We start from the raw sequence: 26,279 nt of genomic DNA, 5'->3' as shown, positions 1-26,279 counted from the left end.
GGACCGCGACGCCACGGCTGCGGACCAACGGACCACCCCCGCACCGGACCAGCCGGACCAGGTCGTGGACCACGACGTGACCGCTGCGGACCAGCTGATCGCCGCTGGTCCGCGGGAGGCCGACAGGGAGGGGCGGACCAGCAACGCCGCAGGCCAAGCGGCTCCAGGGCTGCATGGTCTGGCGGACCACGAGCGGGCGGACCACGTACGCGGACCGGCCGAAGGGTCTGGCCCGGTGAGCGCGGGCCAGGGCGCCCCGGCGGACCAGATGCCGGACCACGAGCACCCGCAGACCGCAGACCACGACACGCGGACCACGGACCAACCAGCCGACTCCGCCCCTGCGGACCGCGACGCCACGGCTGCGGACCAACGGACCACCCCCGCACCGGACCAGCCGCTGGACCTACCGGCGGACCAGGACGAGGGCGGCTCCGCAGGCGGACCGCAAGGTGCACGGAGCACAGACCACGGCGCCTCGGCGCCGGACCCGCGGACCAAGCCCGCGGACCAGGACGAAGTCCCGTGGGAAGCGAAGGTCGAGGTCGCCCGCAAAGCCGCCCTCAAAGAAGGCCGGATGACCCGCCGGGCCATCCGACCACACCTGCGCAACGCCAACATCACCGTCAGCAACGAGCTGTTCAGCGACCTCCAGGCCGCCCTGTACGCGGACCCGACGCTCGCTCACCTGCCCCGAGACACGAGGAGGGCCCGATGAAGACCTGCGAGCGCTTCGAGCGCATCAAGAGCGGCTACGAGCGGGACATCACGTTCCTGCGTAACCACTCCCAGCGCAGCGCGGGAACGAAGGCGGCGAAGATGAGCGCGACGAATGCCCTCGCCGTGAAGTCCCGCATGGCGAAAGCTCTCGGCCGGCACTTCAACAGCTGCCCGATATGCGGATGACCAGGCGATAACCGCAGGTCAAACGCCCTATCCCCCGACGCGGTGGCCCGGCCCGGTGCCGGCCACCGCCCCGGCCCTGGAGGACCCGCCATCCGCTCCCGCCACTCCCGTACATCGCCCCCGACCGCAGCCGAAGCGAGCGCCTGGGCGGAAGTCCTGGTCCGCCGCCGCCTCCTGCACTCCGCCGTCCTGGCCCCGAACGGTCAGTGGCTCGTGCAGAGCGCACCCGAGGCCCCTGTCCACGTCCTGGACGGCCCCGGCGCCATGGTCGATCTCGCCGCCCAGATCCAGCACCACAGCCGCACCACGAGGAACCGCACCCGATGACACGCCCGAACAACACGCCGCCCCACTCCCCCAACGAGGAGGTGACCAACTCCCTCGCGCGGGGAGCAAGTTGGGGCGGAAGCGTAGCTTCCGCCGACCCCGCCCCGAAGGGGGCGGGAGCGGACCTGCACCAGGGGGCGCAGGTCCGGCAAGCTTCGACCGAGGGCGGACCGAAGCTTGGGGGGAAGAACGAAGCGAACCGCCGCCGTCGCCGCTCGTCCGCCGCACCGCGCGCCCGTCAGCGTCCGCGCCAGCCGCGTGAGAAGAAGCGTCTGCACCAGCCCAATGCACGCTTCAACGAAGAAGAGTTCGCCCTGATCAAGTCCGCCGCCGCCCAGTCGAATCTGTCCGTCGCCGGCTTCCTCGCCCGCTCCGCCCTGCGCGCCGCCCGCGACGCTGACCGCACCGCCGCCGAGATAGCCGACGACCGCGAAGTGATCACCGCTCTGTTCGACTCCCGCCGCCGTCTCGGCTGGGCGGGCAGCAACCTCAACCAGGCCGTCAAAGCGCTCAATTCCGGCGCCGACGCGCCCCAGCTCGAGTCGGCCATCTCCGCTGTCCGCGCGGCGGCCGACCGCGTCCAGGAGGCCGTCTCTCAGCTCATCGCCCGCCAGCAGAACTCGGCATGAACCCGGCATGATTCCCAGCATCAACGACCCGGGCGACGACACCGCCGGTCTCCTCTACTACTTGTATGGCCCCGGGCGTGCCGAGGAGCACGTCGACCCGCACCTCGTCGCGTCCTTCGACGGCCTGGCGCCCGACCCCGGCCGCAGCGCCGACTTCCACCGCGCCCTCCAGGATCTGGCGGGGCTCATCGACCAGCCCGTCGAGGCCCTCCCTCCACACTCCCGGCCCGCCCTGCCCGTGTGGCATACCTCGGTGCGCGCCGCCCCGGGCGACCGCACCCTGTCCGACGACGAGTGGGCGGACATCGCCCGCCGGGTTGTCGCCGCCACCGGCATCGATCCGGGCGACGGGGAACCCGGCTGCCGCTGGGCGGCTGTACGGCACGCAGACGACCACATCCATATCGTCGCCACCCTCGTGTGCGAGGACGGAAGCCGCCCCGATGACTTCCGCTCCGGTATGCGGGCCCAGGCCGAATGCCGTCTCATCGAGAAGGAGTTGGGCCTGACCCTGGTCAACGCGGGCGACGGCACCGCCGCCCGGCGGCCCACCAGCGCGGAGCGCCACAAGGCGGAGCGCCAGGGCAGGGAGCGGACCGCCCGCGAGGAACTGCGTGAGACCGTCCGCCGGGCCGTGGCCGGCGCCACCGGTGAGGAGGAGTTCTTCGACCGGCTGGCCGCTGCCGGGCTGCTCGTCCGCAAGCGCCGCGCGCCCTCCGGTGACCTGCTCGGCTACAAGGTCGCGCTGACCGACGACCGTAACGAGGACAACGAGCCGGTCTACTTCGCAGGCTCCACGCTCGCCCCCGACCTCTCCCTGCCCCGCATCCGCGAACGCTGGTCGGCCGCCCAGCAGGACGCCGCCGCGGTTCCGGACGACCGCGCCAGCGCGCCGAGCGGTCCGGCACGGGCACGACGCCGTGCGGCAGCCGCCGCCTGGCAGGCGATCGTGATCATCGACCACGGCGACGACCGTCAGGCCGCAGCCCTCATCGCGGCGGCCGGTGAGGTCCTCGACGCCCTCGCCAAGACGTCCGCCGCCCACACCCGCCAGCAACTCCAAGAGGCGGCACGTGCTTTCGAGCGCGCCTCGCGTTCCCACGTCCGAGCCGAGCGCGGGCACGACCGCGCCCTGCGCCAGGCCGCCCGCGACCTCATCTACGGCGGACCCGCCACGGGACGCGGCGAGGACGGCGCCACCACCGCCATGGTGATCGACATGGTCGCCTTCCTGGTCATCGCCGCCGCCCACTGGCACGGCAAGATGAACCACGCCCAGCAGGCCGCTGCCGCCCGCCAGGCCGCCGAACACCTGCGCGCCGCCTACCAGTCCGCCGCCCAGCACCCGATGGCCGTGCTACACCACCGTGGCCGCCGCCTCTCCCAACCGCTCCAGCGCCGCCAGGCGGCCCATGTGCGTCAGGCCGTGCCGGAACTGGCCGAGCAGATCCTCACCGAGCCCGGCTGGCACGCGCTGGCCGCCACCCTCGCCGACGTTGAAGCCGTCGGGTATGAGCCCGCCGCCCTGCTCACCGAGGCCGTCGCACGCCGCGAACTCGACACCGCCGAGTCGGTCAGCGACGTCCTGGTCTGGCGACTGCGCCGCCTGGCCGGCCTGCCCGCCGACGCCTCCGCCATGCCCGAGGCCGACACCGCCACGCCGCAGAGCGCCGGGCGGCCGAAGCGGCCCTCCACCGGGCGCAACACCCGGCCCAGGAAGCCGAGATGATTCCTGAATCCGCAAGTTGCAGCAGGTCAGGAGCCTGGGGCACTCTCCGTGTGGCCCATGAACGACGAAGAGGGGGACGAATGTTTCGACGACGCGCGGACCGCGAGTTCCGTGACACCCAGCGCGCCGGCCAGGCGATGCTGCAGATGCACGCGACCTGGCAGGCGCCCGACTTCGCCAGCCCGGCCGCCGAGCCGGCGCCGCCCGCCCAGGGCATCGGCGAAGTGCCCGACTTTCCGCCGCCGGACCTTCGCATGCCCTCCCGCCACGAGGTCGAGGGACTGATGATGCGCTGGGAGCAGCCGCTCGTCATCGACGATGAGGTACGCGAGTGCCCGCAGTGCGGCGCGTACCGGGACTGGATCGTCTTCAGCATGCGCGACGACACGATCTGGCTGCGCTGCCGTGCCGGTCACAACACCGCCGAGCCGCGCCTTGACCCGGCCTGGTACAACCGCAACTCCGGTCCGGTGGACCACTTCCACCCCACACTGGACGACGGCCTGCGTCACCTGGGCCACTGACCCCGCAACCCCTACCCGCCGGCAGCGGATCGCGTGTCGGCCAAATCAGACCGTCCGCGCCGTACATCAAAGGGGTTCCGCATGCGTGGCCACACCACGACCGCCCTCGTCCTGACCGCCCTCACCTCCCTCGTCATGACGGGCTGCTCCGACGACGCCTCCGGCTCCTCGGGGACTCCACGGGATGCAGCCTCCTCGCCCCGCGGTGAAAGCGACGCCGCCGGGGCCGCGCCGCTGTCCTCGGCCGCGTTGAGTAAGCGGCTCCTGACAGAGCAGGACCTGGGCGAGGGTTACGTACGCAAGGCGGAGCACGCCCGGCACAACGACGACGTCTCGGTGATCGGCTGTCCGGCCCTGGAGAAGCTCGGCGGGGACGCGGCGACCGGCGGAAGCCTCGACTTCCCGCGCAAGGCGAAGACCTCGTTCACGTACGGCGCCAGCGGCAGCGAGGTGAGCGAGGAGCTCTACAGCGACGCCGCGCACAAGCTCTCCGACGGCGTCGTGTTGGTAAGTCCGGCTATGGGAACGTGAGGAATGCCGAGCCATCTGTCGAGGTGCGTCCCGGTGGGCTCTGATGACGATGCCCCGCCGTGGGAGGATCGTCATTAAGGTGTCGTTCCTATCGAGCAAGGCGTCGGCGGTTCAGAGGTCCTTGCGGCTGCGGACGTGTCGACGCCTGAGCCGATAGGTCTCTTCCCGGAGCCGGTGACTCTCCTCAATCAACTCATTTGCTGTCCGCGGCAGTTCTGCGGCACTTCCGCAAAGGGCGATCAGCCGCACGTTCCCTGTTTCCGCCGCCATGGGGAGCGTCTGCCCGGAACCGAGGTCGTGATGCCGGTTGCGGAGGCAGGGCCCTCAGCCGACGACCACCTTGCTCACGGAAGCGCGGGCGGCGGCTTCGCCGACGAGATTCTTGTCAGTGGTGACGAGGGACTGCAAGGCGAGGTTGTTGTCCGCCCGCGGGTAGCCGCGTGAGGTGGTGTGGATCAGCGTGAGGGCATCCGATGGTTGCTGCCGGTGCCGGCGTACGGGCAGGTCCCAGTTGCTGCTGCCGGAGGAGTTCCCCGCCGTGACCAGGGTGGCGTTCTGCCACCGCGGCTGGTTCGCGCGCTGTTGCGTCTTGCCCGGCTGGTTCTAACATGCGAGGTAGCGGAGAAGCACAGGGCCGTGTTCCCCGTTGCTTCGGCCCCCGGACCCGGGCCTTAAGTTCCCAGATGACTGCTTGGGCGGCCGGAGCCGCGCATGCGCCGACTCACGGCGGTTCCGGCCTTTCGTCCTCCCGGTTCGTTCGAGCCGGGGTGAACTCCCGCGCACCCCGGGTGCCGTGAGGACGGTGGGTGCGAGGACTGCACGGAGGGGAGCCGTATCGTTCCCGCACTCGTGGCCGCCGCCGAAGTTGGCCCATGCCTGCGGCGGCGGCCCTCACACACAGCGGGCAGATACTGCTTGGCGGTTCAACTGCCCACTGCTGTCTCGGGTTCACATGCCCGCTCGTGCGGGCGCGGCGTGTGCTCGCCGCGGGGGCTGTCGGGTGGTGTGCCTCGACCGGTGCGGCGGGCTGCGGAAACCAGAGCCCGGAAGGCGTTCGGGAGGCAATGGGACGACCGTCGACCGGGGACCAGGGCCGCACAGCCCCACGGTAGTACCCGGCAGAGGAGTCCGATAGGGGCTCCGGGTCAGCTGTCGTTGGCGTCGTCTGCATCCAGGTGCAGCCGGTGTGCCAGCACCTGGCGGGCGATGGTGAGCAGGGGGGCGTCGTGTCGGAAGGCGTGGCCGCGCAGTCGGGCCAGGGCCTGGGCGCAGCCGATGCCGAGTTGGGCGGCGAGCATGCCGGTGGCCTGGTGGACCTCGGCGAAGTGCAGGCCGGTGTCCTCCAGGAGTCTGTACCCGTCGCCGGGATCGGCGGCCCGTTGGATCAGGTACTGGGCGAGCAGATCGGTCAGGACCAGCGCAGAGGTGAGCTGGTCGGCGCTCATCGGACCAGCCGTGGTGCGGTGCCCGGTCAGGACCCCGATCGAGATGATCCCGATGCGCAGCGGAAAGGCGAACATCGCACGTATGCCCAGCTCCAGGACCGGTCCGGGCAGGCCGGGCCAGCGGGTGACATCGAGGGCGGACACGTCGGGGATGAGGATGATGGTGCCGCTTTGGGCCGCCTCGGGGCTGGGGCCCTGGCCCTGGGTCAGCTGTAGGTCTTCCATGGGGGCGGTGTGCTCGCCAAAGGCTTGCACGAGTTCGCTGGACGTGCCGCCCGGGGCCAGCAAGAAGGCCAGTCCGTCCAAGCCGAGTTCCCGGCCTGCTTCCTCAAGCGGCAGGGCGGGCAGCCCCGGACCGTGATGCGCGTCCAGGGCGCGCATCAGCGAGGCCGCGATCGGATACCGCATGGCATCTCCCGTCCCCGAGATCCTCCCAAACCGGGCCTGGCGAAGACGTCAGGTTTCGGGATCCAGCAGGCTGGTTTCGGCGGTGCCGTTGAGGACCTGGCGGGCCACGTCGGTGAGTTTGACCGAGTGGTTGCGGGCATGGCTGCGCATCTGGGTGAAGGCGTCATCCACGCTGCTGCGGTGGCGGTGGGCGAGATAGCCCTTGGCCTGTTCGATGATGACCCGGGAGTCCAGCGCGTACTGGAGCTGTGCGATGACAGTCATCTGCTTGTGGACCGTCCGTTGTTGGAGGATGCCGATGGTGGCGGTGTCCGCCAGGGCCTGGGCCAGGCTCAGCTGACCGGCATCGAGGGGGCCGGGCCGGTCGCGGAACAGGTTGAGTGCGCCGATCACCTGCTCCTGCCAGCGCAGCGGGGCCGCCACCACCGAGGTGAAGCCCAACTCCACCGCACGGGGCGCGAAATGGGGCCAGCGGGCAGCTGCGGCCTGCGTGTCCAGGCGCACATCGTCGATGGGGGCACGGTCATGGAAGCAGTCACGGCACGGGCCCTCGTCCCATTCGACGCCGGCCAGCTCCAGCGCGCGGGTACGTACGTCGGAGGCGGCGGCCTCCACCACATGGCCCTGCGGGATGCCCAGCAGCACACCGGCCGCCGCCACATCCAGCAGGTCCACACAGTGGTCGACGAGCGTGTGCAGGAATCCGATCACGTCGAAGTCCCGCACCAAAGTATCCGCGAGCTCCACGAACGCGGACGCGAGCCGCTGTTCATGCGGCATCTCGGGCATGGCGGTTACACCGCCCCTTCCCCAATCGAACACCCCGCGAGACACCCGCAGTCCCGAGCTGCTCACGCCGGTCGGACAACAGGCCGCCCACGCGGTGTGTGAACGTCGGCCGCACGGGGCCGCGATTTCCGCTGGCGAAGGTTCGGTCTCTCTCTTCCCCTACACATCGTCGCCGAACACCGGCATCAAAATGGAGATGTGCTTGGTGGAGGTATCCACGGAGTCACCACCACGCTACCGCGCTTCGCCCTCGCACAGTAGAGCGCGCTCACCGCCTGCTGGCGTGCGCGCCTCGATCGTCAGGAGCGGCGAGCCGAGTCGGCTTGATACGGGCGGGCCTTGCCCGTGGAGGACATATGGGCTCGAGGCCCACGGACACGGCACTGGAACCCGCCGTCGCCGATAGAGAGCGACCGCCGGGGCATCAGCACGATCCCGCCTCGCCGACTGCTCCCGACCGGTGCGGGTAGGGCTGCGGACGAACAGTCAGGCCGAGGAACACCGCGCGCTTCGTCCTGCGGCAGGCATGTCGGGCCCGGCGGTTCAGCGTCGGGTGAGCTCTGCCGCGTACGCGGCTCCATAGCCTTGGTTGTCTCGCTGCCACTGATCCGCAGTGTGCTGGTGGAAACCGAGCAGGCGGCTGATGACGTACGCGGGGAGTTCCGAGGCGATCTCGATCAGGGCCGAGCGACGTGCCACTTGGCAGCGGATGCCAAGAGCCTTCAGGCGTGCGGCCAGGGAGTAGGAGGTCAGGGGCTGACCTGGGTAAGCGCCGGGGAAGAGCCATGGGGACTCATCGAGTGGAGTGGTGACAGCGCGGCCCTGGCGACGGCCGACGAGGTGGCGGATGAAGCCGTCCAGGGGCGGTGGCAGGATGACCGGCTCGCGGCCGAGCTGGAGGGCCACCAGGTCGCCTTGGTCAGTGACCTGGTGAGTGGTGAGCTGGGCGATCCGGCTGGTGGGCTGGGCAAAGAGCAGCAGGAGAAGGCCGGCGGCCCGGTCGACGGTGTCCAGGCTGTCATCGTGAATGAGGCGGCGGACCAGGTTCCAGCGGTGATCCTGCGCGATGACTTCCTGCCCGAAGTCGTTGGTGTAGGCGGGTGCCTCCAGGGGGCGGGTGTGTCCGCGTCGGCTGGTCCAGAGCAGGAAGCTGCGGATGAGCGTTCTGTGGTGAGCTCCCTCGTCCAGCCAGGTATCGAGATGGTCCTGGGTGCATTCGCCCAGCGTGCTGCCTTGCTGGTGCAGCCAGTGCAGATAGCGCACCGCGGTCTTGATCTCGTGCCGGACGCCGACGGTCTGTGCGTAGGTGACCGCCTGGGTCGCGGATCGTTGACGCAGGCGTCGCAGCGGACCCCATGTGAGGTACATCCGCAGGATCTGCCGTTCGTCGGGAGCCTCGACGCGGGCGAGGATCTTCGGCAAACATGCCTCGAGTTGGGCGAGCAATTCGTCCCGGGCCGGCAGGGCACCGCCGGCCACCAGGGCCGCGCGCAGGTGCCGGATGGTCACGGAGGGCTGGAAGGTGTCCAGGCTGTCGTGGGTGATCGGCCCGTTCCCCTCGGCCAAGGTCGTCAGGATCATGTGACGGGCAGAGGCCGGTCGAATCCACCGCAGCAGGGACCCGGGCCGGGTTCGCAGTAGGGCGGTGAAGACCGGCTCGATCTCCGGTCGCATGCTGTGCCGGGATCCGGTCAGGACACGGTGCAGGCGCTCGCGGGCCACACAGGTGATGCACCTGCCCTGGTGGTACGGCTTGTCCACGGTGCCGCACTCGGTGCAGGGTCTGCGGGCTGCGGGGTGTTTGCTCCAGCATGTTGCACACAGTGGTTCGCCGTCCGGACTGCGGCTGGAGACGCGGTAGAGCTTGCCGCAGCCTGAGCACGGCACGGGTTTCTGTCCGCAGTGACCGCACAGTGGACGGCCCTCTGCTGTACGGGAGTTGACGCGCCGTGCGGCGCCGCACCCGGCGCATACTTCGCGAGGCTTCGCCATCTCCGAACACGGCTCGCACAGCGGCACTGAGCTCTTCGCGAAATGACAGGGCGCCGTGCGGCCACAGACCGAGCAGACGGACTGCGGCAGCTGGCGGCATCTGCCGCATAAGCCACCGTGCTCGGTTCGTTCCACCATGATCCGCACGGCGCCGCATCGGACACACGCTCGGTGGTTGAAGGGATCGGTGTGGATGCAGCTCCGGCACAGAGGCGCACCATCGTGGGTTCGGCCGCCCACCGGCCGGGATCTACCGCACCGGACACACGTCTGGGGGCGGGATGCGTGCCAGCATTCGGTGCAGCAGCGCATCCCTTCACCGGGCACCTCGAGCCGCACGGTCCGGTGGCAGATCGGGCAGGCGGGGACGGTGACGTCGACGGCTCCGCGATCGACGAGTGCCTGGGCGAGGGCGGCCGTTTTGGGTGGGCCCAGGGCGCCCCTTCCCTTCAGGAGGTCGGGAATGTCTTCCAAGGCCCACAGCAGACGGCGCTGGCCGTTGCGGCGGCGCTCCACCGAGCGGACCGCTTCACAGATCAACCTGCGTTCGAGCCCGACTGACAGGGCCTCGATCAGCGTGACCATCGCCTCCAGCGGGTCGCGCCCGGCGTCGGGCGGGTGATTGCGGCAGCGGGGCCGGCCCTCGCGGTCGCGGGCGGCGAAGTCCTTGATGCCGCAGATGGCACAGGGGTTGGCGTGGTTGAGCCGACGGCCCTGACAGCGGCTGCAGATCCGCAGCCCGTCGCCGACGCCGACCAAAGGACGGTCCTTGTGGCAGTCCCCGCACCGCGGTAACTCCAGTCGTTGGGCACCCTGTTCCCGCAAGGCGCGGATCAACCGCTCGACGGTTCGCGGTCCCTCGGGGCGGCCGGAGGTCAGCAGGGCGGGATCCGCCTGCAGCACCCGTGCGAGGTCACGGCGCTGAGGCCGCTTGCTGATCGCCGCCACCAGCACCGCCTCCACCTCGTGCGCGTCGAGTCCGGGCTCGAGTCGCCGCACGGTCTCGACGATGACCGCTTCCGGCTCGGTGGCGTACCGCGGAAGTTCCTGACCGTCCACGACAGTTCCCTACTCGCGTACGATCCGGGCCCGGCGCGGGCGGAAATCGCCGATCCCAGGATCATCGCCGGAAGGTCCATCGCCGCCGGCCGCCGCTTGGCGGCGCCGCCCGGCGGCGGGTACAGGTTCGATCAGTTCGTCCATCGCGCAGCCGAGAATGTCGAGCAGCGCCATCAGCGTCTTCAGGCTGAGACGTTCGGGCCGCTCCACCACCAGGCGGTAGGTCTGGCTGGGCGACAGGTCGATGCCCCGCTCGGCCAGCAGGGGGCGCAGATCGGTGGTGGAGAACATTCCGCGGGTGGCCATCAGCTCCCGCAGATGCCAGCGGTAGTCCAGCTTCGCCGTCACGTCATCTCCCTACTGGCCGCCCTCAAGAGCACGGTCCAAGACCTTGCGCATCATCGTGTTCATGAAGTCCCCGCTGACGCCCGTATAGATCGCGGTCGTGGAAGCGTGGCGATGGCCGACCTGACGCTGAACGAATGCCGGGTCCGCGCCGTCCTCGATCTGATGGGTCACATGACTGTGGCGCAGGCAGTGCGGCACCAGGTCCTTGTCCAGCCCCAGCGCATCACGGTAGTCGGCGAACCGCTCCTCGATCTCCCGGACCTGGAGTCGGCCTCCCCGCTCGGTCAACCACAGCGCCGGCTTCTCGCGAGCCGCCGCATACCGTGGACGCGCGTTGGACACGTAGTCCTCGACCGCCTCGACAGCCCAGGGCATGACGCTCAGCACCATGCGCCGCCGCGGTGGCGACCCCTTGGTGCGCTTGCCGTAGCGGACCTGCAGCGAGCCGAACCGACCCAGCTCCGGCGCCTTGGCGTTGCGGTAGAAATCGGTGACGTCCAGCCGAGAGGTCTCCGTACACCGCAGCCCCCACCCATAGATCGTCTTGAACACCGTCGCATCGCGATACGCCGCCAGGGCCCCCTTGCGACCCAGCCGGATCGCCCGCTCCACCTGCCCATCCGCATGGTCGAGGAAGATCTGGATCTCCTCACGCGTCATCGGACGCCGATCCGCGTCAGCCTCGTAATCGACCAGGTGCGCGGCGGTGTTCCACTCATGGCAGACCTGAACGGGGTGCGTGCCGAACCGGGCCACGCACTCCTGCGGCCACTGGTAGTGCGGCGAGGTGACGTAGTCGCAGAACAGTCGCACCGCGGTCTGATAGCTACGGATGGTCGACTCCGCCCGCTTCAACTCCGCGATCAGATGCGTCGTCCAGTCGTCGATGTCCCCCGCCGACCAGCACCACGGATAGGCATTGGCGAACGCACCGAAAGCCCGGACCACACGCTGCCGGTCAGAGATCGTCTTCGGCTGGAGCCGGCGCCCGCCCCGCTGCTGCCTGGCCCACCCCTCCAGCATCGCCTCAAATACGGCGTCTTCGGGGTGCAGCAGCGCGACGCCATCAAGCAGGACCAGCCCTGCCGAGGCATCGCTCAATCCCGTCCGCACCATGCGCACCCCCACTAGCGAGTGCTCGAATCATGCACCAAATGCAAGCAGCTGCACAACGAGCCAAGTCAAAGCCTCCTGACCGACAGCCAGTTGGGAGGATCAAGGCCGCAGGCCACCAGGTCACACCTCTGTAGATCATGCAGCAGATGCAATTCCCCGGGGTTGCAAGATCTTCGATGCGATGGCCTCCTGCCCGAAGTACCAAGTCGTCGCGGGCAGCACCGCCATCGAGATGACCACCCAGACGACTACCGCACCCGACCTCGGCGAGGAGCAGTGGAGCCAACTGCTGACCTACTCCGCGGGCGGGCAGCGCACCGTCGTCAAGCAGACGGCGATCCGCACCGGCACCGTCCTGGTGATCGTGTCCGGCTCCCCGGGCCTCGTCGATGCCCACCTGCACAAGGCCCTGGGCAGGATCCGAGACAGCCGCTGACCGGCTGCGTCCAGCAGTTACGCCTGGTCTGCGCTGGGAGCAGCTGCCACCTTCAACCGCCGGAACATGTGGCGCGCGAGCAGAAGATCTGCCGTCGGCCAAGTTCGCCTGCATGCCGCAGGACCGCGATCAGCCCGACGAAGAGGCTGGCGGGCCGAAGCCGCCGATCGCATGGAGGGCAGGGGCGCAGCAGTCAGATCAGGTGTAGCACTCCCGCTCACGCTGCGGACGCCTTCCTCGCCTCACCGTAGCCGGGGCGCTCAGCAGTCGAACCTCAGCCGCGTTCACTCAGTGAACATCGGCAGTGTCCACCGAGTGAACGTCCGTCCTGTTCACTCAGTGAACGGGACGGCTCCGTTGCCGTCTCGGGCTCGCCGGGCCTGGCGAACACGCATCTGAACAAGACGCTCACCAAGACCGCTCCCTAGCCCGCAGGCGTATCGAAAGCCCCGCAAGCACGTGTCGCTTGCGGGGCTGAGTGCCGTCTAGGCGAGCGTCGGCCTTCGGTTGCGCAGCAACAGTCACCCGGACCGTGCCTGCTCCAGCACAGTGTTGGGCGCCAGTTGGTGCCCGGTGGTCATCTGGCGAAGGGACCATCCGGTGCGAGCGGTCCTGGCCTCGGCCGCATGTACGTCGCGTCGGCCATGCGAGCGTCCGTGATGTGGAGTCGAAGACCTTGGCCTTGAGGCGGCACGCCGTATGGCAAAAGCCCGGTGGCCAAGCCATTGAGGCTCGGCCACCGGGCTGGGATGGGTCAGGGTGAACTACGGGACGTGCGGCGTGTACTGGAGCAGCGCGTCGAGTGCGTGCGAGGGGCGTTGGATGGCCACCAGGCGGTCGTGGCGTATCCGTACGTCGGCGATCCGGTCGTCGGTCGCCAGGTAGACGACGAGATCTGCGTGGCTCCCGCGGGTACGGTCGGCCACGGCCACGACGTGATGCGTCTCGGCGCACCCCGACAGCTCGTACGCGTCACCGGGTTGCAGAGCGCCAGCCCGGTCGTCGAAGGCGTCGAGGTCGTGTTCCTGCCGCTGATGCCACCAGCGGGCACGTTCACGCGCCTGGGGAAGCGTGTAGGTCTGGCGGGTGACCTCGGCCTCCTGCCAGATGCGTCGGCACGCCGCGCACTCATTGGAGGCATCGGGGTTGGGCCCGGCGAGCTGCTGCGCGCACCAGGAAGTGCCCACAAGCGCATCACGGCGGTGGCCCGTGACGAGGTTGCCCCGCCCGCTCAGGGACCACAGGATGCTGTCGTCCACATGGCACGGCTCCCCGCTGGGCAGCACCAGCTCGTCGGCGGTGCGGCGGAAGCGGTCGAGCGCGGTGCTGAGTGCGGTGCAGTTGGCGCACACGTGGCGCGTGGTCGACGACCGGTCGTCGAGCGGCTTGCCGCAGTAGCCGAGCAGGTGCCCGGGAATCGGCCTGTGCGCAACGGCGCTCTTCCGCGCACCCGCAGCAGGGCGGAACTCCGGCTCACCGCCGGGCTGCGGCGCCGTGGTGAGGATGAGCCAGGCGCGGGTGCAGCGCTGGCACAAGGTGTGCGCCGTGTTCTCGCCGATGGGCTGAAGGTCAGGCGAGTGGGTGGCGCACACGGTCAGCGGCACGGTGGCGTCGAGCAGAACGCCGTAGTGGGCGGTGCCGTTCGTACGGCCGATGGCGAGCCGGATCAGCGGCAGGGACAAGAGACCTCCGTGAGGTAGGCGGCGGGAGAAGGCGGTCAGGCGCGTACGGCGCACAGGCCGTCGTGGTCGGTGGCGAGGACGCAGCCGTCCTCGCAGGGATGGCCCGCGCGGGCCTGGGTGGTGTCGGCCCGTTCGTGACAGCCGATGCACCAGGCGGGCGCATGGGCGAGGTCGCGGTTGCGGGCGAGAAAGCCGACGGAGCCGCAGCACTCGCAGCGCTGCGCACCGGAAGCAGGGAAGTTCGTCAAGGACACCCCTTCCAGGAGCTGAGGCGGGACGCGGCACGCGAACGGCGTGGCGCCGTTCGTGCCGGGCCCCGAGTCAGCCGCGGTGGACGATGGTGAGGCGTTTCTCCGCGCTTTGCGGCAGCCGGTGGCGTGCCACCGGGACCGGGGAGGCGAGCGAGGAAGCGAAGATGGCGACCAGCTCGTTGGGGACGCTCGGGCTGAAGTTCGCGCACCACAGGTAGGGGGCGCCGAACGTGGGCTCGGCCCATGCCTGCCAGCCCATCAGGTCTTCTCGCAGGTCGGCGTCCGCGATCAGGTCCGGCAGCATCTCGAGCGAGACGTGCGAGGCGAAGCCGGGGTCCGTGGCGGCGGTGCGGGGGCGGTCCACGTCGCGGATCCAGCCCTGCGCGCTCAGCGCCGTGACCACTGCCCCGGGCTCCTCGAAGCCGGAATCGGGCACCGCGCTGGCGTCGAGTGCGACGAGGAAGTCGTGCAGTGCCTCGTGCGGCACGCCGGTGGTGAAGTAGGCGTTCCACTGCACCAGGGCGCTGGCGGTGTCCGGGCGGGCGGAGATCTGCAGGGCCACCCGCAGACCGCCGAGCGTGAACGGGCTGCTGGCCAGGATCCATTCGGCGCCGCGCAGCTCGTCCGGGCTCACATACAGCAGGGTGTCGCGGGCAGTCGGCCACATGCGCCAGCCCAGACCGGTCAGGGTGTCGCCGATCCGCTCGGCGAGGGCGTCGTCGTCGCCGGCCAGATGACGCGGGGTGACCCAGTGCACTGGGGCTGGCGAGGCGGCGGGGTAGGAGGAGTCAGAGGGATGGTGCGGGTGCAGGGGCGCCTCCGTGGGCTCGGGGGTGGTTCACTGCCCGTCGCTGGGGCGGGTGCCGCGCCGTCGGCGCGGCGGGGCCTCGGTGGGTTCGTGCCAGGTCAGCGCGACCGCGACGTGCGGCAGGAGGGGACCGAACTGCTCGGCCTCCTCCGGCTCGGTGAGGAACAGCACGGGTCGGCCCTTCTCGTCGTGGGCAGCGGCAACGGGGCCCGCGCGGTGGGCCATCGGGAAGTCGGGGTTGAGGGCGAGCTGCACGACGGCGGTGCGGTCGCAGGCCGACAGCTGGTCGAGCAGGTCGCCGACGGTCGGCTCGGGCTGTGTGCCGAGCGGTTCGGCGTCCTTGGCTTCGGCGATGAACACCACCGGCCGGTCGGCGTCGTCGCGTGTGGGGACCACGCCGCCCAGGCGACGGGCCGTGCGGGCGAAGGGGTTGGTCCACAGACGTACCACCACGTCGCGGTCGCTGGCGGACAGGCTCTTCAGCAGGTCGCCGACGGTCAGCTCCGGGGCCAAGGTGTTCTCCTTGCAGTAGCGGGCGCCCCACCAGGGGCCGAGGGCAGGGTACGTGCCGTACGTGAGCGGCAGCTGCGAGCCGCGCTCCGACAGTGGGCTCACAGCGGCCGGGAGGTGGCCAGCACGCGCTGGACCGTGGCCGCGACGATCTCCGCCGGCGTTTCGGTGTCGAAGCGGATCCGGTAGCCAGGGACCTTGGCGGTGCCAGTGACGGCGAGCGTCCAGCCGTCGCCGTCGGTGCCGGGGCGCCCCAGCGGGAACCATCCGAGGTAGAAGCGGCCGTCCTTGCTACTGACATGGACATCGGCCCGGTCGTCCACGACAAGGTGGAAGAACTCCGCGTTGAACAGGTCGGTGACCATCGTCGGCTGGCCTGGCCCCAGCTGCCACGAACACAGCCGCAGTGCCTCGGTGGTGGTGGAGAATCCGGGTGTGGACGCGTCCACGGTCACTGGCATCACCTCTCTGACCTGGGGTTTCGGGGAAGGTCGTCTACGTTGACATGCTCCTGGCGGCTTCCACCAGTCCTTTCGCGATCTTTCCTGTCTGCCCCCGGCGAACTGCTGTCCGTTGACATCGAACCGAGCCCTGCCGATTCCGGCATGCCTCCGCCCGCAAAAGGGCCGCGTCACTGTGACGGTGACGGACGCGCTTCGGTGGCCCGTTGGGGGAAGTGAAGCCCTACGGCTGGGACTTGCCGGTCTCCTCGTAGATCTCGACAATGTCGCGTGCCTGCCAGGCCAGCCGGTAGGCGAGGACGATGATCTGGAAGAGTTCGGCCGTGCTCGGCAGTTTCTTGCTAGGGAATTGGGCTTCGACGTGGCGGTAGTGGACCGTGTGGGCGACGGCTGCGACGCCGGCGGGGAGCAGTCCGCCCTTCTCGGCCCGCTGATAGGTCGCTACGACGTTCGATGACCAGCTTCCCGGGATGTCGCCGTAGTAGCAGTGCGACAGTTGCAGGGCGCACACACGCAAGACCTCCCAGCTCGATGCGATGGCTCGCTTCGGGTCGCTCGGCGCGACCGCGACCGCGTCCTCAAGGCTCAGGCCGGTGACGATCTCGGGGATGTCGGCACTGGTGCGCACGGAGGTGAGCCAGTCGGGTACCGGCTGCACCGTGGCCGGTCGTCCCCGGGCCGCAACCCACCGATCACGCAGATCGTCTGCGTCTGCGCCGAGTGCGGCGGCGAGCTTTTCCACGACCTGCCAGGTGGGCAGGCGGCGCCCCGCGAAGGCTTCGCTGATCGTGCTCTTGCCGTACCCGGTCCGTGCCGCCATGTGCCGTGTGGAGGGCACGCCCGCCGCGGCGTGCAACTGGCGGAGATGGTGGGCGAAGTCCTCAACTGCGGTCACGGCAACCTCCGGTGGCGCGTCTGTGCCCGCCCAGCGTAGAGGCGTCCGGTACCGCTGTCCGGCCGCGTCCGGCATCCGTCCGGACAGTGCCGCAACCGTGCCGGGGTGCTGTCCGGACACCCGTCGGACACGGTTTCGTTGACATTGCCGCCCCGCAATTGGCCGCTGCTGGACGGGCAATTGAATGTCCGGCTATGACGCGGGCGGCGCTTCTAAGGAAATCCGTTCCCGCTCTGCATAGACGAGGCGACAGACACGTTAGAACCAGCTTCGACCCTTGGGTCATGTGGACGCGAAGACAAGGAAGATTATGCGCTTCAACGAAACGGGGGCCCTGGGCGCCGCCCGGGGCAGCACCGAGGACGACGGGCAGGACCTGCCCGAGGATGTTCAGAGCGACGTGGACCGCGTCGCCGACGTGGTCGCTGCGGGCTTTCGGGGCCCGGCCTGGCAGCAGATGGCTGAGGAGCTGTACGCCTACGCGTTCGGTCGCCTGTGCGCGGTGATGCGCCGGACGGACAAGCTCATGCGCCTGACCGCGAAGTCGAAGACGCCGCTGGCGATGACGGACGAGGACCGCGCCGCGCTGTACCGCGGTGCCCCGGACCGTGAGCACCTGGCCATCCTGTCGCTCAGCGTTGCCATGGAGACCTTCCCCCGGCTCCTGAAGATGGGCGGGTACGACCCCGCCCACAATCGCGGCAAGGACGGCAGGGCCTCGCGCCTGACGTCGTACTTCTACGGCCGGTGCGGACTCGTCTTCCCCCGGGTCTTCTACGTCTGGCGAGCCGAGCGCACGGACCGCTTCCTCCTGCACGCCGTGCAGATGGGGGGTGGCATCCTCGCCCACGCGCTCGGGCAGACGGGCCCTGAGCCGGTCCCCGAGGACGTCGGCGACCTGTGCGACAACCTCACCGCCATGATCAACAGGCTCAAGCCGCGCGACCGGGCGGTGTGGAACCTGACCGTGGACGGCCTCAGCCAGGGCGAGATAGCCGCCATGCTCGGTATCAAGGTCGGCGACGTCGAGAACGCCCGTTACCGCCTACGCAGCCAGGTCAGGACGCGCAGGCGCAGCGGTGAGCTGTACGTCCCGCCGGGGGTCGAAGCTGAGTGGGCCCGCACCCGCGCGCAGGCCAAGGCCAGGAAGACGGCCGTCTGATGAGCCCCCCGACGCAGCAGCCGGAGCCGTCCCCCGTACCGCCAGCTCCCCGGCCGGGCGCGACGCGGGTGACGGGCGCCACCGTGCTCGGCGGAGGCGCCGCGATCAGCGCGCTCACGTTCGTGGGCGCCCCCTGGTGGGCGGTCGCCATCGCCGTGGGGCTCGCGATCGTGACGCCCGGCACGATCCTCTTCGTCCAGGCCGTCGTCCCCCAGGACTCCGAGCACAAGCGCGACCTCTGGCTGGCCCTCATCCAGTTCCTGGAACGCCGCCGGAGGACCAGCCGGAACCGCCGGTGAGCGGCTGTCGGCACCACCAGGCGCCACATGTCAACGGTCGCTTTGAACTCCCTGCTCGCGGCCGGTAGTTCTTCCCACTGGCGGTCGTGCAGGATTCCCCGCTGGCGGCCAGATACTGCCCCGCCCGCGGGTCGGTGGTGATCAGCTGAAGGGCTTCACCCCCTGTCCGCTGGTGGCTTCGGTGAGCCGGTAGCTGTCACCCTGGGTGACGACGATGTGAGCGTGGTGCATGAGGCGGTCGACCGTGGCGGTGGCCAGGGTCTTGGGCATGATCTCGTCGAAGCCGGAGGGGTGGAGGTTGCTGCTGACGGCGACTGAACGTCGTTCGTAAGCGGCGTCGACCAGGCGGTAGAAGCCCTCGGCGGCGTCGGGCGAGACGGGCAGGAGCCCGATGTCGTCCACCTATGCGGATGTCCGCATAGGTCGACGAGGTCGGATACATCCCCTTCGAACCGGAAGCAGCCAACCTGTTCTTCCAGTTCATCTCCGGCCGCTACGAACGCGCGTCCGTGATCGTGACCAGCAACAAGCCCTTCGGTCGCTGGGGAGAGGTCTTCGGCGACGACACCGTCGCCGCCGCGATGATCGACCGCCTCGTCCACCACGCCGAGGTCATCAGCCTCCGCGGAGACAGCTTCCGCATGCGCGGACGCGACCTCGGACGCGTCCCACCCGCCGAGAACACCAACAACGACTGAACCGCTGTTACCCCGCAGGCCGGACAGGGGAACAGTCACTCCACCACACGTGTCACGGAAGGAGGAAGTCATGTCCGACCCCCTGGAGCTCGAATGGCAGACCGGTTCCGGCTCGAAATGGGACCACTGGCATGTCAACTTCAAGTCCCTTAACGACATCACAGACCCTCGGAAGCGTGCGGACGCCATGGACGCTACAGCGACCGAGTTGCGTGAGCAGGCCGACCTGCTGAACAACAAGGCCGCCGAGCTACGCGAGAAGGGCCACTGAAACCAGTTCTCCTTGGGGCATCGCACAGATGTCCCAAGGAGAGCGACACGAGACTCTGCTCTCAGAGTCCGATCGACGGATGGGGGTCACTTTTCAACCGTCGACAGTGGGTCACGATTCAGGCGCCGTCGACAAGAAACATGGGCGAGCGCATTGTCCCGTCAATGTTGGTTCGGTCACGGCGACCGGAGGGCAGCGTGAGCACAGCACACCGACTAGGCCAAGGAGACCGAGACACGATGCCCGAGCCCATCCCTGACGACCTGCGCTGCCCTCGCTGCGGTGACCTGCCGGCGCCGCTCATCTGCCTCGGCCACAAACCCGACGGCACACCCGCCACGGATACACCCGCTGCGATGCTCGCGCTCGAAGCCGAACTCGGCCTCGCCGATGACGCCCGCCGCCGGGCCACCGGCGCCGCACTCACCGACACCCAAACCGTCGCGATGCTGCGTGCCATGGCCGACGACCCCGAACTGGGCACCGGCAACACGGCGCCTTAAACAGGGGCGATGTCGATTCAACTTCGATGGCAATCGCTCAAGGTGGCACAGGACAACTGCCGAGTGCGGCTGCCGCAGGCACCGGGCAGACACGGTCGAGCCGTCGCCTACGCGCGTGTTGCCGCCGACCAGGCGGCCCCGAGTTCCACGAGCCTGCGGCGGAGCCGGCCTCGCTGCTCCTCCAGGACGAGCGAGGTGGGCGACAGGACCAAGACGTTGTCCCGGTACGGGAGGAACCCGATCCGTTGCCACCCTCTGGCGATTTTGGCCGTGACGCGGTGCCATTCGGCTTCGTTGCGCAGGCTGTCCGCGCTCAGGTCGGAGACTCCGGGCGAGCACGCCACGGCTCGGCATCCGGGCATGAGCCGGAAGATGGCCTCTGCGGCGAGGATCACGCCCAGGCCGTGCCCCCTCCATTCCTCGCGCAAGGTGACGCGGTCCATGACGAGCAGGGCGGAACCGCTGTACTCCAGCAGCTCGCTGACCTCGTCCGTGTAGTAGCCGGTGGCGGGGTCGAGGAGGACCTGGGCGATCTCGTAGAGGTCCTCCGACTCCTCTTCCATGGCCGCGTATGCGTTGCGCCCGCGGTCAAGGTGCACACGGAAGAAGGTCATCGAACCGGCCGCGCTGTCGCTCACGGTGTGCGCCGGGCAGTGTTCTGCTTCGCACGCACGGGGTGCCGCTGGGCAACGGCTGCCGTCGTGTACCCGGCGACGGTGGAGGATCTCCACGCTCCACTCTTCCAGCGCGTCCGCGTGGGGGGTGTCACTCAGCATGTCGGCGTAGCCGATGCGCAGGTGCAGCTCGGAGGGGTCGCCGGGGAACGGCAAGGACTCGGTCACCGCGGCAGCCTAATCACACGGAGGGACGAAGCTGTGATCGATCGAGGTTCACCGCTTGGGTCCGACGCCCGTCGCCCCTTTCAGACGACCTTTCCGGCCGCCGCCGACGCCGTAGCCACACTCTGGGCGAACAGCCCCACATGACCTTCACACGCGTAGAAGCGGCGGCCGTCGTCGGGGCCGGCGCAGGGCTCGAACCACATCACAGCAACATGTCGACAAGAGTGGTGGTCGCAGGTGTGGGGGTCGGTGAGCAGTTCCACCAACCCCATCCGCGCGTGAGTCATGGGTGGAGACTATTGCCTGCGCTGGACACGACGAAGCCCCCAGATTCGCGAAGCGAAGTCCGGGGGCCGTATTCGAGGGGCGTGTTGTTAGCTCTCGGTGGAGGTGTCGTTGTCGGAGTCGTCCGTACGGCGTCGGCGGGCGGCCAGGAGTGCGCCTCCGCCGGCGGCCAGGAGGACTCCGGCGCCGCCGAGCAGCCACGGCGTGGCGTCGGCGCCGGTGTGGGCGAGGGAGCCGTCGGGCTCGGGGGCCGTGGTGCTCGATGCGGTCTCGTCGGAGGCCGGGGAGCCGGTCGGCTTCTGTGTCGGCTCCGGCGTGCCGTCGTCACCGGAGCCGCCGGACGTCGGCTTCTCCGTCGGCTTGTCGGTGGGCTTGTCGGTGGGCTTCTCAGTCGGCTTGTCGGTCGGCTTGTCGGTGGGGTCGGGGCTCGGCGGGGTGGTGTGAGTCTTGGCGTTGGTGACCGTCACGGTGACCGGGTCACCGGGCTTGGCCTTGAACTCGCGCTGCCCCTTGTAGAGGTCATACCCCGCGGGCGCCTTCGTCTCCTTGGCCCAGAAGTCGGTGCCGGTGCGGTTGTTGACGGGGAGCTTGGCGGTGGCGGTGCCCTTGTCGCCGGTGGTGAGGGTAAGGAGGGTCTTGTCGCCGGTGCCGATATTGACGGTGGCGCCGGGCAGGAGCTTGCCGGTCTTGTCGTCCTTGGCCTTCAGCAGGACGGAGGCGGGCTTGAACGGGTCGATGATGGTGAGCGGGGCGTCGGTGTCGGGGGTGACGATGACGTCCTGGTCCTCGACGACGTCGTGCAGCGGGCTGCCGCTGGAGACTTCCTTGAGCCGGTAGACGCCCGGCGCCAGGTCTGTGAAGGCCAGGTGGCCCTCGGCGTCGGTCTTGCCGCTCCCGGCTTCCTTGCCCTTGGCGTCGTAGAGGGTGAAGGACGCGCCGGACAGGATGTCGCCGCCCGGGTCCTTCTTGAGGATGGCGACGCCTCCGCCTTCGGCGGCATTGCGCGGGGCGGGGGTAGTGGAGGCGGACGGGGTCGGATCCGGGGTCTGGGCGGAGGCCGTAGGGGCCCAGGCCAGGGATCCGGTCACAGTGGCAGCGACGGTGAGGGCCGCAGTCGGCAGAAGGCGGGCGGATCGGGTGTGCAAGTAGGAGCTCTCCAGGTATAGGGCGGAATTGCTGGTTGGTCAGCGGGCCCGGCTCGGGCCGGGGAGCGCAGGGGGCGCGGGAAACGGCGAGGAGACGGACGTCTGCTGCGCCGGGGTCGTCGCCGCGACGTACAGGTGGCGGCGGGTGTGGAACGGGACGTCCTTCAGCGCGCGGCTCACCGGTTCCGTGGAGACCAGGGAGGCGGTGAAGGCGGCGGCCAGCGTGGTGGGCGTGCCGTAGGAGAAGCGTGCGCGCCAGTAGGGCTCGCTCGGGTATCCGCCCGAGGCCGACCAGGTGGGTGAGTCAGCGCCGGTGATGGCGTAGCGGTGCCGTACGACGCCGAGGGACTCGGGATCACGGAAGAACTGGGTGCCGTCGGTCTTGATCTCGTGGCTCCAGCCGCGGGCGAGGAGCTGCGTGTACGCCTCCTGCGGCGGGGTGTTGTCCTCTAGCAGTCGGTCCTGGCCGCTCTGGCGGTCTTCGAGGTAGAGGTCGACCAGTTCGCTGTGGAAGTCGTGCAGCAGCTCGACGGGGGTGGTGGCATCGAAGGTGACCTGCCAGGCTGCGGGGCCGAACGGGGCGCGATTGGCGGTGACCGTCCACTTCCCCCTGCGCGGGCTGTCGGCATCGGGGGCCAGGCTGGCGACCAGTCGCAGGCAGGGGCTGGTGGCGAGGGCTGCTCCGTCGTCGGCTTGGTGCACGGACCAGTCCTCGGGGAGGGGCCAGACCGTAGTGAGGTCGACGGGTCCGGGGCCGGCCAGGTGACGGGGCAGGACCTTCACCTGCTGGTCGGGGCTGAGGTTGGTGAAGGGGTCGGTCGACATGGGCGGGTCCTCAGCGGCGGCGGGCGGGCAGGACGGCACCGGCTACGGCCGGTGGGAGTGTGGTGGTGCTCCAGCGGGGGACGCTGCGCGTGCCGAGCGCGGGCGGGCGGCGGCGGGCGGCGGCGGTCTGCTGGACGTCGAGCGGGGTGGGCGCGGGAGGCTTCAGTGGCTCGACGGAGGTGAGCTGGGCGAGTTGGGCGAGCCGGGGGATCAGGTCGGCCTGGTAGCGGGCGATGGGGGCCGGTGCGACGAAGGAGGCCGCCATGGCGGCGATCAGCCTCTTCGGTGTGCGTGCGGTGAAGTTCGCCTGGGCACGAGAACTCCGTGCGTCGGGCCCGGCCCACAGCGTCACCACTTCGGCATCGGGATCACCGCTGACGACGTCGATGCTCGCGCCGGCCAGCTGGTCCGGTGAGACGATCTCGATCAAGCCGCCAGCGAGCGGCTTGCGTTCCCAGCCCGCGTCCAGCAGAGGTTGGACCGCATCGGTCCACTTGTATGAGCGGTCCGCCAGGAAGCTCTCGCTGTCCTCATCCCACTCGTCGGCCAGGGCGTGGATGAAGTCGCGGACGATCTCGGGCGGCATCGTGTCGCTGATGCTCGCCGACCAGCGGGAGGCGGAGACTGCGTCCTGGGCGGCGCTGATCTTCCACACGTCGAAGTCGTCGCCGAACCAGCCGATCTTGATGCGGTGGTCCGGCGAGGTGATGAGGAGCTGGCATGGTCCGTCGTCGAGGTGGTGGTGCGGCCACTCTTTGACGGGCTCGAAGCTGGGGTCGCCGATCCCGCCGAGGCCGGCGAGGTAGCGCGGGGAGACGTAGACATCTCCCTCAATCGGGGTGAGTTCGGTCATCGGGGCATCCGTCGGGGTCGGGTGGAAGGTCAGCGGGCGGCTGCCGGGCGCACAGTGGGCGTGGTCGGCCTCGGCGGAGCGACGGCCGTGGACAGGCGCGGGAGCGCCGGGGTGGAGGCGAGTTCGGCCAGGACCTGGCGCTTGAGTGCACCGCGCTGGACAGAGTTCAGGACGGACACATCCAGGTGCCCGGGGCTGGTCTCGAAGGGGCGCAGCCGGTGGCGGATGTGGTCGTAGCCGCCGGGGTGTTCGTCGGCCAGCCGGTGCAGGGCCTGGTCGAAGACGCGACGGTGGGCGGCATGGTCGGGCTCGTCCTGTTCGCGCTGGGTGATGGTCTGGGCGTACTGGCGGGCGAGGCGGGTGTTCTCGGCGGTGCGCTGGTGGACGGCGACAAGGAACCGGCGGGCGTTGAGGACGGCGAAGGCGGCCTGGCGCGGCATGGCGTCCAGGTCGGTGGTGAGCGGGCCGAGCTGCGTGGCGCTGGTGGCCCCGGCGAGCGGGGCGGTCATCTCGGCCAGTTCGTCCAGCGCTGTGCGCCAGCGGCGCAGCAGGAGGGGGTGGCGCAGTTCGATGGTGCGCTCGTCCTGTTCGCGCGTATCGGCGGCGACGGTGTTGCGGAAGGCGAGGGGGCTCTTGGTGAGCAGGTCGTGGACGGCCGGGGTCATGGTGGCGAAGAGGTATCCCTCGCTCGCGCCCCACTCGATGGCGTCGAACACGTCGGCCGGAGCGGGCCGGTGGGCGGGTGGCTCGAGCTGGGCCGCGGCGTATTCCTGGGCGAGGAGCTGCTCGAAGCGGTCGGGGAAGGCGCTGCGCAGCCAGAGGCAGGCCGTGGCGGCGGAGTCGGTGTCCACCTGGTGTCCGGCGGAGGCGTGGTGTTCGGTGCGGCGCCGGTCGGCTTCCTCGGCGCGGGCCTGGGCCAGGGCGGTACGGATTTGCTGAAGTTGGCGCAGGGTGCGCTCGGCCCTCGGGTCGCCGGTCCAGGTCATGCGTTCGGAGGCGACCTGTATCTCGCCCTCGGCCCAGCGCAGGGCGTCGACGAGGTCGTCACGGAAGTGCGGTCCGTGCAGCAGTTTGCGGGAGCTGCAGGGCAGGTGCCCGGTCGCGTCCGCGATGGCGGCCGTGACCAGGTTGCGGAAGCTGTCCTGCAGGAGTGGCTGGAGTGTCGCGGCGCCCATGTGAGCGACGTCGTTCAGGCGCAGCGAGCGCCGCTGGGGCGGTGCGGTGTGAGAGGGCTGAGGCATGGTGGTGGTTCCTGTTCAGCGGGCGGGGCGCGACGAACGTCGTGAAGGGCGCAGGAGGAGCGCGCGAGTTACGCGACGGACGTGGATGGCAGGGGTTCGACGGCGAGGGTCAGGTGCCCGAGGGCCTCGTCGGCGCGGGCCTGGGCGGTCTCGGCCGTGGGTCCGGTGGTGATCAGGAATCCGGCGCGGGCGCTGAACATGTCGCCGGCGGGCGCCAGGAGGAGCGTGTCGCCGACGGTGCGCTGGAAGGTGACTTGCTCCAGCCACGGGGTGCGGGCGGCGAAGCCTGGGTCGAGGTGGCAGTGGGTGAGGGTGCCGGAGGCGCTCGGGTACAGCAGCCGGATCGCGGCGGCGCTGTGGCGGGTGCGGGTGAGGTCGGGGGTCTGGTCGCAGGCGGTGTCGGCGGCGGCGCGGGCCAGGTCCACGCCGGTGGCGAGTTTCACAAGGTGGCCGATCATGTCGCCGCCGATGCGGGCGTTGACCTCGATCAGGCGGGGGCGGCCGTTGACGAGGCGCATCTCGACGTGGCTCACGCCGTCGGTGATGCCGAGCGCCTTGATGGCGGCGGTGGCGACGGGCGCCACTTGGTCGAGCAGGGGGTCGGCGGCGTCCACGCTGTGGGCGACTTCCTCGAAGTACGGGGCCTCGCCGAGCCTCTTGCGGGTGACGGCCACGGCGGTGGTGTGGCCGCGGTGGGTGACGCACTCGACGGAGACCTCGGGGCCATCCAGGTACTCCTCCACCAGGACCTTGGTGCTCTCGATGCCGTCGCGGGCGCCGGCGGAGGCGAACGCGAAGCCGCCGGGGAGTTCTTCGGCACGGTCGATGCGGATGACGCCGATGCTGCCTGCGCGGGCGGCAGGCTTGAGCACGACGGGGTAGCCGATCGTTTCGGCGGCGAGGGCGGCCTCCAGCAGGGAGCGGGTGGTCATGGAGGCGGCCGAGGGCACGCCGTGGCGGGCGAACAGGGTGCGGGCACTGGCCTTGTTGCGTGCGGCCCCCATCACCTCGGGGCTATTCGACGGCAGGCCCAGGCGCCGTGCCAGGCGCGCGGTCTGGACGAGGTACCACTCGGTCCACGTCGCCACCCCGGCCAGTTCGTGCCGCCCGGCCAGGGCCTGCCCGGCCGCGGTCAGCGCCTGGGCGTCGTCGGGATCGGCGATCTCGAAGTCCGCGATGAACTCCCGCTCCCAGGTGGGCGCGGCGGGAGTGATCAGGACGACGTCGTACCGGGCGGCGACGGCTTCGAGGCAGTAGCCGCGGTACACCTCGGCCTCCGGACCGGCGGCGGAAACGACAAGGATGGTGG

29 protein-coding genes and 3 pseudogenes are annotated in these 26,279 nt (G+C 69.9%); 13 read left to right on the top strand and 19 right to left on the bottom strand.

Annotated features, from left to right (window positions below; genetic code table 11):
• The 7 genes and pseudogenes from ACFWZ5_RS04670 to ACFWZ5_RS04640 all read left to right on the top strand — a co-directional run.
• Positions 1-718: pseudogene (locus tag ACFWZ5_RS04670) on the top strand (hypothetical protein); the annotation flags it as partial.
• The gene (locus tag ACFWZ5_RS04665; protein WP_384890310.1) at positions 715-906 is read left to right on the top strand and encodes a hypothetical protein; all 192 of its coding nucleotides are present in this window, start codon (positions 715-717) and stop codon (positions 904-906) included. The pseudogene ACFWZ5_RS04670 and the gene ACFWZ5_RS04665, both read left to right, overlap by 4 nt.
• A 42-nt stretch (positions 907-948) precedes the next feature.
• Entirely contained in the window at positions 949-1,233 is a 285-nt protein-coding gene (locus ACFWZ5_RS04660) for a hypothetical protein (RefSeq protein ID WP_384890309.1), read from the top strand.
• Positions 1,230-1,862, top strand: coding sequence for a plasmid mobilization protein (locus tag ACFWZ5_RS04655; protein ID WP_384890307.1), 633 nt, complete (start codon positions 1,230-1,232; stop codon positions 1,860-1,862). The genes ACFWZ5_RS04660 and ACFWZ5_RS04655 overlap by 4 nt, the downstream gene beginning before the upstream one ends.
• Positions 1,863-1,869: 7 nt before the next feature.
• The gene (locus tag ACFWZ5_RS04650; protein ID WP_384890305.1) at positions 1,870-3,591 is read left to right on the top strand and encodes a mobilization protein; all 1,722 of its coding nucleotides are present in this window, start codon (positions 1,870-1,872) and stop codon (positions 3,589-3,591) included.
• Between the two features lie 80 nt (positions 3,592-3,671).
• Positions 3,672-4,115 carry a hypothetical protein gene (locus ACFWZ5_RS04645; protein WP_384890303.1) on the top strand — a complete coding sequence of 148 codons (444 nt, stop codon included), beginning with the start codon at positions 3,672-3,674 and terminating at the stop codon, positions 4,113-4,115.
• 81 nt (positions 4,116-4,196) lie between these two features.
• Positions 4,197-4,646, top strand: a complete 450-nt coding sequence (locus tag ACFWZ5_RS04640) for a hypothetical protein (protein WP_384890301.1) — start codon at positions 4,197-4,199, stop codon at positions 4,644-4,646.
• A gap of 1,145 nt (positions 4,647-5,791) precedes the next feature.
• Here the strand turns inward: ACFWZ5_RS04640 and ACFWZ5_RS04635 are convergent.
• The 5 genes from ACFWZ5_RS04635 to ACFWZ5_RS04615 all read right to left on the bottom strand — a co-directional run bounded on the left by ACFWZ5_RS04635 (position 5,792) and on the right by ACFWZ5_RS04615 (position 11,803).
• Positions 5,792-6,499, bottom strand: a complete 708-nt coding sequence (locus tag ACFWZ5_RS04635) for a GAF and ANTAR domain-containing protein (protein WP_384890299.1) — start codon at positions 6,497-6,499, stop codon at positions 5,792-5,794.
• Between the two features lie 48 nt (positions 6,500-6,547).
• Positions 6,548-7,288, bottom strand: coding sequence for a GAF and ANTAR domain-containing protein (locus ACFWZ5_RS04630; RefSeq protein ID WP_384890297.1), 741 nt, complete (start codon positions 7,286-7,288; stop codon positions 6,548-6,550).
• Between the two features lie 543 nt (positions 7,289-7,831).
• The gene (locus ACFWZ5_RS04625) at positions 7,832-10,339 is read right to left on the bottom strand and encodes a hypothetical protein (RefSeq protein ID WP_384890296.1); all 2,508 of its coding nucleotides are present in this window, start codon (positions 10,337-10,339) and stop codon (positions 7,832-7,834) included.
• A 9-nt stretch (positions 10,340-10,348) separates the two neighbouring features.
• Entirely contained in the window at positions 10,349-10,687 is a 339-nt protein-coding gene (locus ACFWZ5_RS04620) for a helix-turn-helix domain-containing protein (protein WP_384890294.1), read from the bottom strand.
• A 9-nt stretch (positions 10,688-10,696) separates the two neighbouring features.
• The gene (locus ACFWZ5_RS04615; protein WP_384890292.1) at positions 10,697-11,803 is read right to left on the bottom strand and encodes a tyrosine-type recombinase/integrase; all 1,107 of its coding nucleotides are present in this window, start codon (positions 11,801-11,803) and stop codon (positions 10,697-10,699) included.
• Positions 11,804-11,984: 181 nt separating this feature from the next.
• Here ACFWZ5_RS04615 and ACFWZ5_RS04610 point away from each other — a divergent pair, with 181 nt between their 5' ends.
• Positions 11,985-12,239, top strand: coding sequence for a hypothetical protein (locus tag ACFWZ5_RS04610; protein ID WP_384890290.1), 255 nt, complete (start codon positions 11,985-11,987; stop codon positions 12,237-12,239).
• Between the two features lie 764 nt (positions 12,240-13,003).
• Here ACFWZ5_RS04610 and ACFWZ5_RS04605 read toward each other — a convergent pair.
• The 6 genes from ACFWZ5_RS04605 to ACFWZ5_RS04580 all read right to left on the bottom strand — a co-directional run bounded on the left by ACFWZ5_RS04605 (position 13,004) and on the right by ACFWZ5_RS04580 (position 16,846).
• Complete coding sequence (locus ACFWZ5_RS04605; protein ID WP_384890288.1) at positions 13,004-13,921, bottom strand: hypothetical protein; 918 nt, start codon at positions 13,919-13,921, stop codon at positions 13,004-13,006.
• A 35-nt stretch (positions 13,922-13,956) separates the two neighbouring features.
• On the bottom strand, positions 13,957-14,169 hold the full coding sequence (locus ACFWZ5_RS04600) for a hypothetical protein (RefSeq protein WP_384890286.1): 213 nt from the start codon (positions 14,167-14,169) through the stop codon (positions 13,957-13,959).
• Between the two features lie 73 nt (positions 14,170-14,242).
• Positions 14,243-14,929: a DUF317 domain-containing protein gene (locus tag ACFWZ5_RS04595; RefSeq protein ID WP_384890285.1), complete on the bottom strand. Its 687-nt coding sequence runs from the start codon at positions 14,927-14,929 to the stop codon at positions 14,243-14,245.
• A gap of 81 nt (positions 14,930-15,010) precedes the next feature.
• A complete protein-coding gene (locus tag ACFWZ5_RS04590) occupies positions 15,011-15,595 on the bottom strand; it encodes a hypothetical protein (protein ID WP_384890283.1) in 585 nt (194 codons plus the stop codon).
• Positions 15,592-15,951 carry a DUF317 domain-containing protein gene (locus ACFWZ5_RS04585; protein ID WP_384890281.1) on the bottom strand — a complete coding sequence of 120 codons (360 nt, stop codon included), beginning with the start codon at positions 15,949-15,951 and terminating at the stop codon, positions 15,592-15,594. Before ACFWZ5_RS04585 ends, ACFWZ5_RS04590 begins: the two co-directional genes overlap by 4 nt.
• Before the next feature lie 223 nt (positions 15,952-16,174).
• Positions 16,175-16,846 carry a helix-turn-helix domain-containing protein gene (locus ACFWZ5_RS04580; protein WP_384890279.1) on the bottom strand — a complete coding sequence of 224 codons (672 nt, stop codon included), beginning with the start codon at positions 16,844-16,846 and terminating at the stop codon, positions 16,175-16,177.
• A gap of 310 nt (positions 16,847-17,156) precedes the next feature.
• Between ACFWZ5_RS04580 and ACFWZ5_RS04575 the strand changes: the two genes are divergently transcribed.
• Complete coding sequence (locus ACFWZ5_RS04575; RefSeq protein ID WP_384890277.1) at positions 17,157-18,008, top strand: RNA polymerase sigma factor; 852 nt, start codon at positions 17,157-17,159, stop codon at positions 18,006-18,008.
• Positions 18,008-18,307: a hypothetical protein gene (locus tag ACFWZ5_RS04570; protein ID WP_384890275.1), complete on the top strand. Its 300-nt coding sequence runs from the start codon at positions 18,008-18,010 to the stop codon at positions 18,305-18,307. The genes ACFWZ5_RS04575 and ACFWZ5_RS04570 overlap by 1 nt, the downstream gene beginning before the upstream one ends.
• Positions 18,308-18,448: 141 nt before the next feature.
• On the opposite strand, the pseudogene ACFWZ5_RS04565 reads toward ACFWZ5_RS04570, so the two are convergent.
• A pseudogene (locus tag ACFWZ5_RS04565) lies at positions 18,449-18,709 on the bottom strand (ATP-binding protein); the annotation flags it as partial.
• Positions 18,710-18,729: 20 nt separating this feature from the next.
• Between ACFWZ5_RS04565 and ACFWZ5_RS04560 the strand changes: the two are divergent.
• From ACFWZ5_RS04560 to ACFWZ5_RS04550, 3 genes and pseudogenes are all read left to right on the top strand, one after another.
• Positions 18,730-19,005, top strand: a pseudogene (locus ACFWZ5_RS04560) (ATP-binding protein); the annotation flags it as partial.
• A gap of 70 nt (positions 19,006-19,075) precedes the next feature.
• A complete protein-coding gene (locus tag ACFWZ5_RS04555; protein WP_384890274.1) occupies positions 19,076-19,276 on the top strand; it encodes a hypothetical protein in 201 nt (66 codons plus the stop codon).
• A 239-nt stretch (positions 19,277-19,515) separates the two neighbouring features.
• A complete protein-coding gene (locus tag ACFWZ5_RS04550; RefSeq protein ID WP_384890272.1) occupies positions 19,516-19,779 on the top strand; it encodes a hypothetical protein in 264 nt (87 codons plus the stop codon).
• A gap of 107 nt (positions 19,780-19,886) precedes the next feature.
• Here ACFWZ5_RS04550 and ACFWZ5_RS04545 read toward each other — a convergent pair whose 3' ends face one another.
• The 7 genes from ACFWZ5_RS04545 to ACFWZ5_RS04515 form a co-directional block, all read right to left on the bottom strand.
• Entirely contained in the window at positions 19,887-20,621 is a 735-nt protein-coding gene (locus ACFWZ5_RS04545; protein ID WP_384890271.1) for a hypothetical protein, read from the bottom strand.
• An 80-nt stretch (positions 20,622-20,701) separates the two neighbouring features.
• Positions 20,702-20,908, bottom strand: coding sequence for a hypothetical protein (locus ACFWZ5_RS04540; RefSeq protein WP_384890269.1), 207 nt, complete (start codon positions 20,906-20,908; stop codon positions 20,702-20,704).
• Positions 20,909-20,995: 87 nt separating this feature from the next.
• Complete coding sequence (locus ACFWZ5_RS04535) at positions 20,996-22,051, bottom strand: SpaA isopeptide-forming pilin-related protein (protein WP_384890267.1); 1,056 nt, start codon at positions 22,049-22,051, stop codon at positions 20,996-20,998.
• 39 nt (positions 22,052-22,090) lie between these two features.
• Positions 22,091-22,876: a DUF317 domain-containing protein gene (locus tag ACFWZ5_RS04530; RefSeq protein ID WP_384890265.1), complete on the bottom strand. Its 786-nt coding sequence runs from the start codon at positions 22,874-22,876 to the stop codon at positions 22,091-22,093.
• Positions 22,877-22,886: 10 nt separating this feature from the next.
• The gene (locus ACFWZ5_RS04525) at positions 22,887-23,729 is read right to left on the bottom strand and encodes a DUF317 domain-containing protein (protein WP_384890263.1); all 843 of its coding nucleotides are present in this window, start codon (positions 23,727-23,729) and stop codon (positions 22,887-22,889) included.
• Between the two features lie 29 nt (positions 23,730-23,758).
• A complete protein-coding gene (locus tag ACFWZ5_RS04520) occupies positions 23,759-24,970 on the bottom strand; it encodes a hypothetical protein (protein WP_384890261.1) in 1,212 nt (403 codons plus the stop codon).
• 68 nt (positions 24,971-25,038) lie between these two features.
• Positions 25,039-26,274 (bottom strand): ATP-grasp domain-containing protein, encoded by a 1,236-nt coding sequence (locus ACFWZ5_RS04515; RefSeq protein WP_384890448.1) that lies wholly within the window; start codon positions 26,272-26,274, stop codon positions 25,039-25,041.
• Positions 26,275-26,279 lie beyond the last annotated feature (5 nt).

The sequence above is a fragment of the Streptomyces sp. NPDC059003 genome, from assembly GCF_042740445.1.
Classification (GTDB): domain Bacteria; phylum Actinomycetota; class Actinomycetes; order Streptomycetales; family Streptomycetaceae; genus Streptomyces.
The sequence above is the reverse complement of the archived record's forward strand: the minus strand, read 5'-3'. Positions and strand labels throughout refer to the sequence as shown.